This window comes from Akkermansia muciniphila, from assembly GCF_002884975.1.
Taxonomy (GTDB): Bacteria; Verrucomicrobiota; Verrucomicrobiia; order Verrucomicrobiales; family Akkermansiaceae; genus Akkermansia; species Akkermansia muciniphila_C.
In genome coordinates this window covers 533,342-548,533 of sequence record NZ_PJKB01000001.1, presented here as the reverse complement: position 1 = coordinate 548,533, position 15,192 = coordinate 533,342, and the positions used below count along the sequence as shown (strand labels likewise).

Sequence of the window (15,192 nt, the reverse complement as noted above, 5' to 3'; positions counted from 1 at the left end):
TGTTTATTCTATGGAAAGAGATTTGCGATTGAAAATCAAATCATAGTGTGAGTCTTCAGATACAAAGGGCATGAAGCAATTACCGGTTGCAACCATGTTATCCGGAATGGAGACTGATGCCCGGGATTGTCCGGAGGCTTCAACTGCCAGAGCTTTCTTCCCATCCTGTCTGGAAAGAGGAAATACGCGACGAGCGCACCGTACCTCCATGGCAGGAATGCCTTTTTTGCTTTTTACTTCAAATACCCACCCTTGACCACGTTTAGCTATCCGGCAGTTCACCCTGTTCCCTCCGCCCGGAGCGGGAGAATACACGTTGCGTGGGGCAGACCAGCTTGAAGAGGACGTACTCCCCACTTGCATGAAAACGGAAAAATAATAATCCTTGTCTTCCATGACGGGAATAATGAGCTCATGTGCCTGTTCGGAGCCGTTGCGTTTGCAAGTACGTATCTCATTGGCATTCAAATCATCCAGATTTTCCGCAAATGATTTGTTTCCATAGGCCACGGTCACTTCACTGCAGCCTTCCGGCCAGGTCCATTGGAGGTATATTCGGCCTGGATTTCTGCGCAGGCGAAGATTTTGCAATCCGCCGTGCCGGCCCGTACATATGAGAGCAGTATCACCCTTGATCACCAGAGGAATGAGGAACTTCCCGCAGAGATTGATTTCTCGAAGTATGGTAACCTGGGCATCCTTGTCGGTTTCTCCGACTGTTTTGAAACGATTGGCTGTTACTATGCTGCCTGGGGTAATCGGCACTTTGTCGGAAACCATCCAGCGCACTTCATCAGCGCCGGAAGGCAGTTCCCAATGAATACGGATATCTGTTCCCAAACATTTGTAATTCCACTGGTCAAGTTCCAGTCTCGGCGGGGGAAGTTGAGGCGTACCGGAACCATGGGCGTTTAATTCGTGTCCGCTGCCATACAATACCAGCAGATATCCGTACTGCCGGCCATTGGTCAATCCGGTATCATGAAAACTGTTACTGCCTCCATCAACCGGCAGGCGTGTGCCATCATTGATGGATTTAGGTTCTCCCCCTTCTTTTCGGATGAGAGCGGCAGACCATCCTGCCGGTAACGCGCACCATGTGAGCCGGGCGCTGCCATCCCCCATGGAAATATGGAAATCCGCCTCCGGCAGCACCATGCCCTTGCCGCCCGCAAGGCTCTTTAGAATGCGCTTGTTCACTACGGCAAAAACGGCATAGCCATATTCCACGCCAGGTTTTGCCAGCTTGTCCGTACAAGGGGAGGACACACTGCCGCCAAGCTCTTCCCCATCATCCGGACTAACGGGAATCCCATTGCGTTTGCGACGCAGCATGTAATTGATCGGAGTACCGTTGGCATCCGGCAGGCGGTCAAGTTCATTTCCTTGATGGCGAGCCTTGATCCAGACGATTTCCAGCTCTTTTCCTGATGCCCGCACACTCTTGATGACCGGAGGTTCCAGCGTATCCAGCAATTTGGCTGTTCTGGCTTTTCCCAGTTCATCCAGAAGCGCACGGGCCGGCACATAATCCGGGAAGGAACGCAGAATTCCTTGTATTTCTTTCTGAGCCGTATCTAGTTCTTCACTGCTTCCCTTGAGATTATTTCCGCATTTTTCCAGACTTTCATACACTTTCCGGGCAGCATCAAAGCGAGTACCGCAATGACATTTCGAGCTTGAGGCCTGAATGAACTTTCCGCATTTCGGGCACATGATACGGAATAATTCACCGCATTGAGAACATCGGCTGCTGTTGGCTTCATTTCTGGACTTACACTTCGGGCACTCCGTAAATTGTTCCTGCCACGGAAAAGGGACTTTGTCCTTGCCCTGACAACACCGGCGGTATACCAGCCACTGCGCGTCTGCGGCATCCAGCCCCTCGGCGCATAGGGTATCGTATAACCTGGTGTAGTATATGGGCGATATGGTACCGGGTGAACCCTCCACATAGTTTGGAAAGGCAGCAAACACACGTTCGCAAATTTCCTGCCCCCGCCATGCGTAATCGTAACGTTTCTTTGATTCTTCGTTCTTGAAGTATTTGGCGCCAATAGTCGTAACCTCTACCTTAATAGTATTGACCGGATTATTGGCGGATCCTCCCTTGTTGGGTTCACTACTCTTATCCGAATTGATTTTGAGCAGTTGCTCGGGCGAAAGAGAATTCTTGCAATTCAGATACTCATAAATACTAGCTTTTCCCGCAGCTTCCAGGCAACATTTCAATTTCTGAATATCACGAGACGCAGAAATCAGATGTACGGGATGACTGTTTGCCGGTTTGGGAGGGACACTGAGAGCTTTACATGATTTGTCAACCGCCTGACTGCTGATGACAATGCCCAGTTCATCGGCAAGAGAGGAAACCGAATCTATTTCCAGCTGTACATTATTGCAGATGTTCCGGAAGATTGCCCTGGAAATCTGACCGTCGACAGCGGCATTTTGCAGGAAATTTTTGACCCGTTTTTGTTCATTCTTCAGGGCTTCTTCTGCCTGCTTTTGAAGAGATTGAGGATTTGAAAGAACCTTTTCCATCTCGGGAACGGCTTCCATCCATGTCTTCCGCAAAACATCATCCTGAGGGGCACTACTCCACTCGGCAGTGCATTGCTTGAGCCTGGCCATTGCGTTGTCAACATTGGTCTCCAGAGGATCAAGGGATAAATTCAGGATTTCAAAATAATTTCTTTTTTTCATATCCGTTTCAGCAGGAAATAAAGTGAGTGGAAAACTCTCAAAAGAGAAGTTATTCGATGGTAACTCGCTCCAACTCTTTCCGCATGGCGTTCAGTTGTTCCGCCGGAATTGTACAAGCCGTCTGAACTTCTCCTTTGATTTCCTGACCGGAGGCAGGATCCCGTGAGAAGATGGTGAGCAGCCCGCTTTCATCCAGCTTGAAAACGGTTTCTATGGGAGACTCAGCCGGGAGTCCCGGTTGAATAGGCAGATTTCCTTCCCAGATGAGACGAGCGTCGTTGGGATCAATTCCTTCTCTATTGAGTTTTCTCTCTTCTTCGGGTGTGGCTGGATATTCAACCAGATTATCCACTACTTGTATATGTACGGTACTTTGATTGTCTTCAATAGTATAACTGGGCATGTTTGCTTCGACAGGCAGGTTGGTATTCCGGTAAATGAGGTTATAAATACGCGACACCTTATCGGAGTAACGGAGTAAAATTTGACCGAAGCTGCGGCTGCATACATTGGAACATGGAGTCAGTATGTTGCTGACCGCTTCCAGGGTAAATCCGCTGTCATCCGCCAACTCCTGAAGCTTCCCTTCCGTTTCCAGCGTAAATTCACCGGTATCGTCTGTTTCCAGAGTGAATCCATCTCCAATCTGTTCGCGCATCAGATGAGCCAGTGCGGAGATAGCTGCACCCTTGGCTACCGATTCGTCCGGATCATAGGAAATGGGAGTAATCCCCAATTCTCTTTCAACTGCAACGGAAACCTGAGGCATGTAGGTACTGCCTCCCACCAGAATGATTTCATCGATTCTGTTTACTCCCTTTCCCCGGGCAATATCCAGGGCGCGTTTCGTTCCACTGATTGTACTTTGAAGAAGGGATTCCGTCTCTGAATCAAATTCTTCACGTGTGATGTGGGCGTACAGTTTTTCGCCTTCGAATTTATAGGAAACCTGTGCCTCTGTACGAGATGTAAGTGTTTTCTTGGCCTTTTCAGCTAATAACTGCATATCCTGACTGGCGGCAGGGTCAGACAAGAGGTCGATTGCGCTTTCCGACGACATCTGCAAACGGTCCACCAGCATTCCTTGCATGACTTCATCCCAGTTTTTTCCACCCAAGTGATGATTGCCATCGGTACAGACTACATTCAGTCCCTTGGGGGAAACATTAATAATGGTCACGTCGAAGGTTCCTCCACCCAAATCGTAGACCAGAATATTGCGTTCTTCGGCATGGTGGTTTTGGGTGAGTCCATAGGCCATGGCGGCGGCAGTGGGCTCATTGAGTATTTCCAGAACATTGAGGCCGGCAATCTCCCCGGCCGCCTTGGTGGCTTCGCGCTCCTGATGGGAAAAGTAGGCCGGACAGGTAATAACCACATCCTGAATTTCCTGACCCAGACGCTCGGACGCATCATTCACCAGTTTACGCAGAATGCAGGCCGAGACCTGCTCCGGCCTGTAAGAACCCTTTGAACAGGAAAAGCGGTAGTTCTCCGAACCCATTTCGCGTTTAATGAAGGTACACACTTCGCCGGGACTCATGGAAGCCTCCTGCTTGGCTTCATCGCCTACGACAATTCGATCGTCATCGAACCAGACAACGGAAGGCGTCGTGCGTTCGCCTTCACTGTTCAGCAAAACCTGGGGTCGGCCATCCCTGCCCACATATGCCACACAGCTGTATGTTGTGCCCAGATCAATTCCCACGGCTATCCTGTTCATGATTTATGTTGGTTAATCGACCATCTCCAGATCGGCTACAACTTCCTCCAGCTTTTTCCGTTCTTCTTCACTGAGGACTCCTTCTACCTGGAAGGGCACAACAATTTTCTTGTCATTAGTAACATCCCGGGCAGTCAATTCGAGCCGGCCTTCAGGATCCAGCGCGAATGTTACTTCAATAGGAGCCCCTGCGGGCAAGCCGGGAGTCAATTCCATGGTTGCTTTACCAAGTTCCAGGCAACAGTCCAGATCCGCCTGTTTTCCCACAATGTTATTGGAATAGACGATGAGAGGCAGAGTGGCTGCATTAGCGGCAGAAACAGGGAAAGTTTGAGTATTGTTACAAGGAACTTCATTCTGTTTTTCGATCAGGTTGTAACAGACAAATTTACCTTCCTTGTTCTTCACCCGAATACCGATACTTTTGGAAGCCACCGTAATCATCTCGGTGTTAACCGCAGTTTCAATCGTTTCAGGTGCCAACGAAAATTCGTCTGCAACTTTCTTATTTGCCTCGTCTTCGAGTTTTCCTGTCGGGGTATCGGGATTTTTTTCCTTCAGATCTTTAAGAACCTTTTCATAAAGATCCCTGATAGCCTTATTATTCCCATAGAGGGCAGCGCCCTTGGAAACAGCATGGTTGGGCTCATACAGTTTGGGCTCTACCCTCAAAGTGTCCTTGTAGCGGCTATTAACCATCTCCATCACCTGCGGCATATAGGTAGAACCGCCGACCAGCAGGAATTCATCTATTTTTTCCACACCTGTTTTTTCACGAGCCATGGCAATCATGGCATCCGTGAATTCTATCGTACGGTTAAGCAGAGGCTGAGTCGCTTCATTGAATTCCTCCCGAGTCACACTCACCTTGCTCTTGCTGCCGTCGCAGCAGGTAATGCGGGCAGTAGCTGTTTCTTTCTGGCTGAGACTCATTTTTGTCTTTTCCACTGTCGTGATCAAGGCAGCCCTGGTTTCCGGGTCGGCCATCAGGTCACCTGCCTCGGGGTTTTCTATGAGAAGCTTTTCAAGCAACAGGTCACGCAGAGCGGCATCCCAGTCAGCCCCCCCCAGCTTGTGATCTCCATCGGAGCAAATGACCTTTACTCCCTTGGGAGAAATCTCCACGACGGTCACGTCGAACGTACCGCCGCCCAGGTCATAGACGATGATCTGCCTTGTCTCCTGTGTTTCTCCCTGATCGTTTCCGGTTATCCCCATTCCGTAGGAAATAGCTGCGGCAATGGGCTCGTCCACAACGGCCAGTACATTGAGTTTTGCCAGTTCGCCGGCTGCTTTCGTGGCCATGCGTTCGGCTTCATTGAAATAGGCAGGGCACGTGATGACGACATCCTTTACTTCGTGGCCGCTCATTTCAGCGCCTTTCACCATGTATTTAAGAATGAGGGAAGAAATGGATTCGGGAGAATGTTCCTTATCCAGGAAAGTTTTACGCCAGGTTGTTCCCATTTCACGCTTGATCAGGTGGACAAAGTTATCCGGATCGGTATAGGCGGATTCCTTGGCACCTTCCCCGACGACAATACCGCCATCTTCAAAGAAGACGGCGGAAGCTGTAATGGAACCGCCGTCCGGGTTATTGATGATTTCAACATTGCCGCTGTCGCCCACATGGGAAATGGCGGAATACGTGGTACCCAGATCGATACCGTATACTTTGATTTTAGTGTTTTCGCTCATAATGAAAATATGTGTGATGTCATGGAATGGATGGCAGAGGAAAAAGTGATTATTCCGTTGCCAGTACGTAGACGGCTACTTTTTCGGGGCGGATGACTTTTCCGTCTTTTTCGAATCCCCAGCGCAAAGAGGCCTGAATGGTTTTGGCCAGGGAAGGATCGTCGGTCACAACGGTCTTGAGTACGCTGTGGCGTTTGTGATTGAAAGCGGCCCCTGCTTCGGTACGAAAGGAATCGATGTCGTTGTTTTCGAGCAGGTCGCGCAGGTCTTCGGCATGGGCCAGGACCAGTTTCCTGAGTTTGGCATAGTTTTCCGGAGTGGCTTCCAGAGCGCTGTAATGTTCGGCGCTTCGTTCCGCGCCGTCGATCTCAGCAATAAGATCCATCACGATAGCCTTGTTGAGTTTTTCATGTGTTTCACGGCGGTAGGCATCGAGTTCCTGATATTGCCTGTCAATGATTTCCTTTTTGGAGGCATCATAGCGCATTTTGCTGTTGAACTCTTCCTGAAGGCTGGATATTTGCGATTGCAGGGTGGTCAGGATATTCAGTATGGGAGTCTGGTCAGCTGTCGCCTGGTGAGGGGTTGGCTCTTCAATGACGGACTGAGGAGAAGAATCCGGAGCAACTTCCGGAGAGGATTCCAATTCTGGGCTTGTCTCCGAATGAGTATCTGACGCAATTTCCTCCGGCGCGGCTACAGGAGCAGACTCTGGTGAGGATTCCACTTCAGCATCTGATCCGGTTTTACTCTCCGGTGTGAATTCCTGCCGTAGCTCGACTTCGGAGACGGAGTCTTCTTCCGGCTCCATTTCCTGTGGAGATTCCGGTTGATCCTTCTGCTCCGGAGCGGTTTCCGGAACGGAAGAACCTTCCATACCGGAATTTTCTATTATGATATTTTCTTCAGCTGATTCAAATATGCATTCGCTGATGCAGTCTTCTGGATTATCCTGGTTAGTCATGATGGTGGTGTATGAATTGATGGAGAGGGAAAGATAAGTGCGGGATCAGGCGGGAATATTTTGTAACAGCCATTTGGCGAGAGCGTAAACGCCGGGACATTCGTTCAATTCCTGGTCGCTGGAGGAGATGGAAAAAAATGCCGTATTTCGGAAAAGATCGGCTTTTCCAAGAACATCAGCCCATTGGAGGTCATGAAGGAAATGACGGCAGGCAGCTTGATCCGCACCGGCATCAAGCTCACATGCTCCATCAAAGGGCAGAATCTTGCCATTCGACCGGATGACCACGGCGCATTTAAGCTTTTGCAATCTTGCTTTGTAGGCCGTGCTCATCAGTTCATGCCACTTGTCGAAGGCTTGTGCAAATGAGGCGCTGCCAGCCGTTTCTTCCACCACAAAAACGGCGCCTTGCAAAAAAGAGTAGAAGGGCATGGCATCCAACGAATTAATAGAGGCCGCATCGCTTCCTTCGAAATCGCAAATTTGCAGACAAAGCGCAGGTTGTTTGTCGTTTCTCTTGCGGCTGAGCAACAATTCGATGTAGTTGTATCTGGGTTGAGTGCGGGTAGAATTGATGCGAGGAGTATCGTACGTGTACCATCGGGGTACGGATACGTTTCCCAAGGTTGAAACAAGGGCTCGCAAAAGAGAAGTCCTTGTTGTATCCGAACCGGCTACACAGGTGACAGGCAGCATGCGGACCCCATTTTCATTCGTTTCTTCGCTGGAAAAACGGGAAGTTTGCAGTTTAAAGAAAGATAGAGGAAGAATGAAGAGTGCGGACAGGAGAGCATATGCAGCCAGAACAGCCAGAGAAACGATCGGGCGCATGATGTAGACTTCCACCATGGATACCAGCCTGACCAACAGGTTTCCCTGACCAGATAGCTCCCGGTAAACCTTGACAGGGGCAACGATGCTGGTTTTACCGGCTCCCAGAAGTGTTTGCGACCAGATTTGCAGAGCAGTGTTCAGTCCCTTGCTTCCGGCATATTTGCGGCGTGCAATACGGTTGAACGAGAGAATATTGGACAGAACCATTCCCAGTACCCACAGGCCGTATCCTGCGTAGAAACCGTACTCGATCGAGATATCCGCCACTCTGCGCGTCTCCTCCTCCAGATAACCGGAGATGATAAAACCATACAGCAACGAAGCGCCGATAAGAAGAACAAAGGCGAGACGGACAAAGTTGATGCTGGACGGTTTATTCATGTACCGTTATCACGTAGGAGACAAACGCAATGAGGAAGCTGGCTACATATTTCCCAGTTCAGCCTCAATATCTTTGATTGCCGCGTTGATCGATTCCTTATCCTGCAGTGAGGAAGAGGCTTCCTTGCGGGCTTGCAACTCGTTACGTTTTTTCAGAAGATCGTCTCGAGTATTAGCGTAACTACTTGTCGTCTTTTTTATCTTATTGTATGTCGCTTGTTTGACCGACTGTTCCGACAGTAGACTTTGACGGCGCTCCATGGCCTTATCGGGAGACCAGAAAATACCTCCTTGGGTGGGATCTCCGGTAGTGCTGCAGGAGGAGAGCAAGGTACAAGCGACAACAAAAACGCTTGTTAGACAGAGGTGATTGTTCGTATTCATAAGAAAGGCAGGTTCATTAAATGGGAATTTTTTCGGAAATATAAGATTCGTGTCTTTACCGGGCCTGGTGGAGCCAAGCCCGGTAAATAATTTTTGACTTTTATGCAGAAAGGGTAGAAAGAGCTTTCTTGTGTTTTGCCAGAGAATTGATTTCATGACTGAGCGTGCTGATCTTGCCTCGCAGAGCGATTTTTTGATTGCCGGAAGCATTATCGGCTGCTTTTCGCGCCAGGGTTACTTCTTCATTGAGAATAGAAATGCGCTTATCGACTTCCCTCGTCATTTTTTGTGATTTTGTTTTGACGTCGGAAGAGGCGAGATTCCTTTTTTCTTTTTTCAGATTGGCAATAGACTGAGCCAATTCCGCGTTTCTGGATTTCGTCTGTGCAATGAGCTTGTCCATAACCTGATTGCTGTGTCTGATCTGTTCTTCTACACTGGCGTATTCTTTTTTCTGCTGGACAACGTAATCCCCCCAGAACCAGCCGGCGATTGCGCCAATGCTCCCCCCAATGGCAGCTCCGATAACAGTAGATTTAGTATCACCTCCTATAGCCTGACCTGCCAGAGCTCCCACACCAGCTCCGCCAGCTGCTCCTATTCCTGTAGCCTGAGCATACGTCTTTGTTGTATCTGACATGTTGGCACAGGAACCCAGACCGAAGGTTAGTACGCCGGCTTCCATGAGTAATACGAATGATTTCTTAAAGTAATGTTTGTTGTTCATGTTTATTGGTTGTTGCTGATAGTTTTCTGTCGGGAGTATTCAATGGGGGTGAAACCTTTGCTTAGTTCGGCAGGAGTATCCTGAATGTCATCAGACAATCCTGTGATTTGACCCTCCGCATCCAGCATGACAACGGTCTTGCCATACACATCCAGCCGCGCTCCGTCTGCATCCAGAAAGATTCGTCTGGTATTTATTTCCAACATCCGGTCTTTTCTTCCTACGGAGGCTAGCCTGACAACGCGTACGGGAAATCTGGCAAGGAACCCGTTCATACTTTCCAGAATATCGTCACGGGATGTTTTGATATCCAATGACATATTAAGGATTTCTTCTGAAAACATGGTAGAAATGGATTCTCCCTCAGGATACCTGCCGACCAGAAGGTGCAGCATATGATAGGCCTTCTTTTCCAGTAATTCGGGGGTTAGTGCTTTCGGTTCTGCTTTCGGTTCTACTTTCGGTTCTGCTTTCGGTTCTACTTTCGGTTCTGCTTTCGGTTCTGCTTTCGGTTCTGCTTTCGGTTCTGCTTTCGGTTCTACTTTCGGTTCTGCTTTCGGTTCTACTTTCGGTTCTACTTTCGGTTCTACTTTCGGTTTCGGTTCAGAGGAAAGTGGAGTTGCCGGGTCAAGAATTATGGGAATGAACTCTTCTGGTTCCTCGATCTGCCTGTTCAGTCGATCTGCAATATTGTAGTGGTTAAAACAGAAAACAGCAGCCATGCCGGCCAGAATGAAGAACGGCAGCAGAGGACCGGTTTGTGAGAGATAACGAGCTGTAGAATGGGGCAAACCGCAATGGCTGCACACATCGCCTCCATGCGTTTGATTGCAAATACATTTAACCAGTTGACCCGATCCCATAAATTTTCTTGTCGGAGAATACGATACAGCATTCATAATGCTGATTCCGTGTTTATTCTTTGATAACCAAACATTAACAGGAATAACCCATGACAATTTCATCCATAATTCACGGAAGAATCAGAGAAAAAAATCCCCTTAAATCCTTCCCAATTATTTCAAAAATATCATTTTGATTTTTTTTTTTTGACATCAGCATTATGAATGAAGAACTCACTGAAAATCTCATTGCAAAAGAATTACTGAAGAAGGTCGACCTTACACAGTGCGATTTGGCTCGTCTTATACTAGAAGCTATTGAAAATCTGGGGAATTTGGCTCGGGGGCTCAACCGGGTAGAACTGATTGTTCTTCTGCGCAACACGTTGCAAAAAGGAGTGTCCGTTGTAAAATCTGCCACTCATACAGTCACTTTGGAAGTAGCAGCCTGGGCAAGTGTCGATGCCCGGAAGGATTTGAGGCCGTCATCGAAAAGAGACTTGCGCCATTTCGTTCGTCGGATTCTACGTGTCGAGGGTGTTGCCCAATTGCCTTTGCGTTCCATGACTCCTATTCAATGCAAGAAAATTTTAGAGACGGCATTCGGTTCAAGTCCAAGCAGTTATACGAAGGGTCGCGTCATTCTTCACAGCATATTTACTTACGGCATTCGCCAGGAATGGTGTGATGTAAACCCGGTAATCCGCATTGAAGTGCCCAAGATAAAAGAAAGGTACATTGAGCCGCTTTCCCTGAAGGATGTGGAAAAACTGAAGGAAGCAACTACACGCCCCGAATTCAGGAATATGCGTTTTTCCTTGAATTTGATGCTTTACGCCGGAATCAGGCCGACTGAGGTAAGCCGTTTGCAGAAAACTGACTTCCAGTGGGATGAGCGTCTGGTAATCGTGCGGTCTACCATCAGTAAGACTGGCGGCGGCAGAGCCGTACCTCTAAGAGGGATTCACAATATCAGGAAGAAAGACCGCTATATTCCTCGAAATTGGAAACGCAAATGGAAAGCTTTGCGCAGAGTTGCCGGTTTCCAGAGTAACTGGGTGCCCGATATTTGTCGCCACACGTTTGCAAGTTATCACGCTGCTTATTTCCGAAACCTGTCGGAGTTACAGATGGAAATGGGACACCGTGACACCTCACTATTGAGGAGCCGCTATATGGCTCCTGTTCTGCGAAAAGATGCTGCTGCGTTCTGGCGAGAAGCTAAATAGTAAGGCAAGGGACTCGGTATGCGAAACCAGAACGCAAGTGCTTTTCCTGGTGCCTTACCTGATGGTGAAGAGCATATAGAGGAGTCATGAGTACATGATGGCAGATAATAAACCGTCATGTATAGATGACATGGAGGTGGAAAATATTTCAATTACGATTGATAAAATCGCCGTTGATACAGAAATCATCAATCATAATTGAAACGATTATCAGGAATGCGCCTCTATAATTTTTCTCTGAGGTACGATAGTCTCAAGACTTTCATCATTGTCTTCCACTTTTTTCCTGATTCCAATTCCGAATATTCCCCTATGGAAAGATTGAGAATCCGGAAACTTAGAGTTCAGGTAAGTTACCCAATGCATTTCGAACGTTATCCCTGCCCAGTTTGACATATCGGCTATGAACTTCTGCTGAGTCATGGCCGACGATGTCCTGTACCATGGCCGGGGGAACATTTGCCGCATGCAACATGGTGGCGGCAGTCGCCCGCAGGGAGTGAAAGGACAGAACCGATGCTTCTCTGCGCCCGGATTTGTAATTAGGGTCTGGTGCCTTACGGGATGCCTGAGGGTGTGTATCCCTTAAGCCAGCCCGGTACAGGATTATGCCGAACTCGCTCGATAAGCGGGGCGATCCCTGGGCTTCAAAAGAAACGGCGGCACGGGGGTGTACGAAGGTATTTGATGATTCAGGAGGCGTCAGACTGTTGATATGTTTCAACAGAGGAGGAATGATGGGGATGACAATCTGGCGGCCTGTCTTTTTGGTCTGGAAGTGGACCACCTGCTCCTGAAGGTCGATATTAGCCCATTTCAGCAGGGCAATGTCGCCGAGACGCTGACCGCCCGTATACAAGGCAAAGCGGATCATGCTTTTCCACTCGGGGTCTGCCAGATCCACGATTCTCTGTAATTCCTCCGCAGAAAAGGCCTGCCTGCCGCTTTCCTGCCTGCGGCGTTTGACGATGTTGACGTCATCCGTCGGGTCAATGCTGATGTAGGCTTTCTTTTTGGCGTCTGCAAAAATCCGCCGAAGCAATTTCAGGTGTTTGTTGACCGTTGCCCCGGAACGCTGTTTTTCTGTAGTGTTACGGAAGTCGACAATGTCTTTTTGCGTGACAAGGTTGATCTCCTGATCAGACCGTTCCCCGAACCATGACAGGAACGCCTCAATACTTCCCCTGTAAGCAAGAAGTGAATTGCGGCTGATTCCCCCGGACTGGTTGTTGAGCCATTCTTCAAAGACTTCCCGAACGGTCTTTACCACTACGTTATTCCCCGTGATCCGGGTATGAAGATCATTCAGCACCTTTCTGACCTGAATCTCTGTACGAACCTTTTTTGTCTCTTCCTCGAATTCATCAGCTACGTCCTGAGCCTTTCGACGATTGCCAGCCTTGGCTTCTATTTTAGTCGAGCGACTAATGATCCTTCCCGTTTGAGGGTCTTTCCATTGTGCAAACCAATACGGAGAGCGTTCTTTCTTACGCAGATAGGCCATATATTAGTGGCATACATAGTGGCATACCGCGCCCTTGTTCAGCCCAATTCGCGGCTGTTCGTATTTTTCATAACTTATTGCATTATGAACAAAACAGAACATTTGTAAACATGAGCGAACACCCATGGTCGGATTCACTGGTTCGAAACCAGTACCGCGTACCATCTTCTTAAACACCCCGGAATCCAGCATTCCGGGGTGTTTTGCGTTCGGATAGGATTAATTAAACAAGTCCTGTTTTGCTGCATGTTGATTGTCTTGTCATCTACTCCCTGCAGGGATAGCATGTTCCCAGCATCCCACATCTTCTGCCATGCCGCTTTTTAATTCGAATTCCAAACTGGAAATACTGAACCAGATCAAGGAAACTCCGTTCAAGCTGGAACGGGAAATTCAACATCTGGTGGAAGCGAATTTGAATACACTGCTTGGGCTGGAATTCGTCAAATCCGAGTTCACAATCTCCGGTTCCGTTCAGCAACTGCGAATTGACACGCTGGCTTTTGACAGGAAAAACAAGGCTTTCGTCATCATTGAATACAAGCAGGACAAGAGTTTCAGCGTGGTCGACCAGGGGTACGCCTATCTTTCCGCGATGCTTAACAATAAGGCCGATTTCATTCTGGAATATAACGAATCCCGGAACGAGCCGTTGAAACGCAATAGTGTGGACTGGTCCCAATCCCGCGTTATTTTCATTTCCCAAGGTTTTACCCCTTATCAAAAAGAGGCGATTAATTTCAAAGACCTGCCCATTGCCCTATGGGAGATTAAAAAATACAGCAATCAGACCATCAGCTTTGAAGAAGTCCGGAAGCTCAACGCAACGGAAAGCATTAAAACGGTTTCATCTGAAAACAGCGCCGTGAATGCCGTCAACAAGGAGGTCGTAGTCTACACGGAGCAAGACCGCCTGAAGGGGATTCCGGAAGAGGTGCAGGATATTTACAACAGCCTCAGAGAAAAAATTCTTGATTTGGGGAATGTTGAAATCAAGGCCACCAAGCTTTATGTCGCCTTCACGGTCAACGGCTCGAATTTCACGGATATCGCCTTGCAGAAACAAGGCCTGAAACTCTGGATCAACCTTCCCCAGGGCGAATTGGATGATCCCTACAAACTAGCCAGGGATGTTTCCAGCATCGGCCATCACGGCAACGGCGCGTATGAGTTGACTGTAAAAAATGCGGACAAGCTGGATTACCTCCTTACCTTGATCAAGCAGTCTTATATGCAAAAAGCTTAAGCCGCCTGATCGGGGAAATTCCCTCTCTCCGATTGGAAACAGTGCGCCTCATGCCACGGGCATTGACTTGCCGGAGCGTGCCCCGTATTGTTTCTGTCCTTCATGTCTGCGCTGCTGATCACGTCTCTTATTTGGGCGTTGTCATTCGGGTTGTTGGGAAACTTCCTGTCTGACCTGCCGGCCAGTTTTGTCGCCATGGCGCGCATGGCCGGGGCACTGGCCGTTTTTATTCCTTTCCTGCGGAAGACCCCGCCGCGCCATGCCCTGGCCATGATGGGCATAGGTGCCGTGCAGTTCGGGGGAATGTACCTCTGTTACATTGCCGCCTTTCATTACCTGCCCTCCCATCAGGTAGCCCTGTTCACGGCTACAACTCCCATTTACGTTGTGCTGGCGAGCGGACTGATCAAGAGAAAGCTGGCATCCCTTCACATCACGGCCGCCGTTCTCGCCGCAGCAGGCGGCGCAGGCATTCTCTGGAACGGATACACTGCCGGCAAGGGAGTTTTTACGGGCATTCTTCTGGTGCAGCTTTCCAATCTCTGTTTTGCGGCGGGCCAGATAGCCTATGTGTCCTTGAAGGATTCGTGGTTCAAAGGCGGCGAGGCTTCCAGTTTTGCCTATGCCTATGCGGGAGCCCTGCTTGTTACTTTGCCAACGGGACTTCCCGCAGGGCTGGCATGCTGGCAGGATATTTCAGCCCCGCAATGGTGGCTGCTGGCCTATCTGGGCGTGGTAGCCTCCGGGGTCTGCTTTTTCCTGTGGAATTACGGAGCGCGCAGAGTGACGTCCGTCAAGCTCGCCATCATGAACAATCTCAAAATCCCCCTGGCGGCGTTTACCTCCCTGATCCTGTTCGGAGAGAGCACCAGCATTCCTCTGCTTGCCCTGGGCAGCGTTCTTATCCTGGCTTCTTTCCTGGTTACACCCGTTTCTCCGGAGAAACGCCTTTAA

General features: G+C 49.0%; 12 protein-coding genes. 3 read left to right on the top strand and 9 right to left on the bottom strand.

Annotated elements, in window-relative coordinates; genetic code table 11:
* Window positions 1-3: 3 nt before the first annotated feature.
* From CXU21_RS02270 to CXU21_RS02235, 8 genes are all read right to left on the bottom strand, one after another.
* Window positions 4-2,706, bottom strand: a complete 2,703-nt coding sequence (locus CXU21_RS02270) for a zinc ribbon domain-containing protein (protein WP_102724900.1) — start codon at window positions 2,704-2,706, stop codon at window positions 4-6.
* Between the two features lie 49 nt (window positions 2,707-2,755).
* A complete protein-coding gene (locus CXU21_RS02265) occupies window positions 2,756-4,429 on the bottom strand; it encodes an Hsp70 family protein (protein ID WP_102724899.1) in 1,674 nt (557 codons plus the stop codon).
* Window positions 4,430-4,441: 12 nt separating this feature from the next.
* On the bottom strand, window positions 4,442-6,127 hold the full coding sequence (locus CXU21_RS02260; protein WP_102724898.1) for an Hsp70 family protein: 1,686 nt from the start codon (window positions 6,125-6,127) through the stop codon (window positions 4,442-4,444).
* Window positions 6,128-6,176: 49 nt separating this feature from the next.
* Complete coding sequence (grpE, locus tag CXU21_RS02255) at window positions 6,177-7,091, bottom strand: nucleotide exchange factor GrpE (protein ID WP_102724897.1); 915 nt, start codon at window positions 7,089-7,091, stop codon at window positions 6,177-6,179.
* A gap of 45 nt (window positions 7,092-7,136) precedes the next feature.
* A complete protein-coding gene (locus CXU21_RS02250; protein ID WP_102724896.1) occupies window positions 7,137-8,306 on the bottom strand; it encodes a hypothetical protein in 1,170 nt (389 codons plus the stop codon).
* 42 nt (window positions 8,307-8,348) lie between these two features.
* Window positions 8,349-8,690 carry a hypothetical protein gene (locus tag CXU21_RS02245; RefSeq protein ID WP_102724895.1) on the bottom strand — a complete coding sequence of 114 codons (342 nt, stop codon included), beginning with the start codon at window positions 8,688-8,690 and terminating at the stop codon, window positions 8,349-8,351.
* A 100-nt stretch (window positions 8,691-8,790) separates the two neighbouring features.
* The gene (locus CXU21_RS02240; protein ID WP_102724894.1) at window positions 8,791-9,417 is read right to left on the bottom strand and encodes a glycine zipper domain-containing protein; all 627 of its coding nucleotides are present in this window, start codon (window positions 9,415-9,417) and stop codon (window positions 8,791-8,793) included.
* Between the two features lie 2 nt (window positions 9,418-9,419).
* Entirely contained in the window at window positions 9,420-10,382 is a 963-nt protein-coding gene (locus tag CXU21_RS02235; protein WP_146016914.1) for a hypothetical protein, read from the bottom strand.
* Between the two features lie 98 nt (window positions 10,383-10,480).
* On the opposite strand from CXU21_RS02235, the gene CXU21_RS02230 reads away from it, so the two are divergent.
* Window positions 10,481-11,488: a tyrosine-type recombinase/integrase gene (locus CXU21_RS02230; RefSeq protein WP_102724892.1), complete on the top strand. Its 1,008-nt coding sequence runs from the start codon at window positions 10,481-10,483 to the stop codon at window positions 11,486-11,488.
* Window positions 11,489-11,825: 337 nt separating this feature from the next.
* Here the strand turns inward: CXU21_RS02230 and CXU21_RS02225 are convergent, their stop codons facing one another.
* Window positions 11,826-12,992, bottom strand: coding sequence for a tyrosine-type recombinase/integrase (locus CXU21_RS02225; protein WP_102724891.1), 1,167 nt, complete (start codon window positions 12,990-12,992; stop codon window positions 11,826-11,828).
* Window positions 12,993-13,305: 313 nt separating this feature from the next.
* Here CXU21_RS02225 and CXU21_RS02220 point away from each other — a divergent pair, with 313 nt between their 5' ends.
* Window positions 13,306-14,238 (top strand): DUF5655 domain-containing protein, encoded by a 933-nt coding sequence (locus tag CXU21_RS02220; RefSeq protein WP_102724890.1) that lies wholly within the window; start codon window positions 13,306-13,308, stop codon window positions 14,236-14,238.
* A 102-nt stretch (window positions 14,239-14,340) separates the two neighbouring features.
* Window positions 14,341-15,192, top strand: a complete 852-nt coding sequence (locus tag CXU21_RS02215) for an EamA family transporter (protein ID WP_146016913.1) — start codon at window positions 14,341-14,343, stop codon at window positions 15,190-15,192.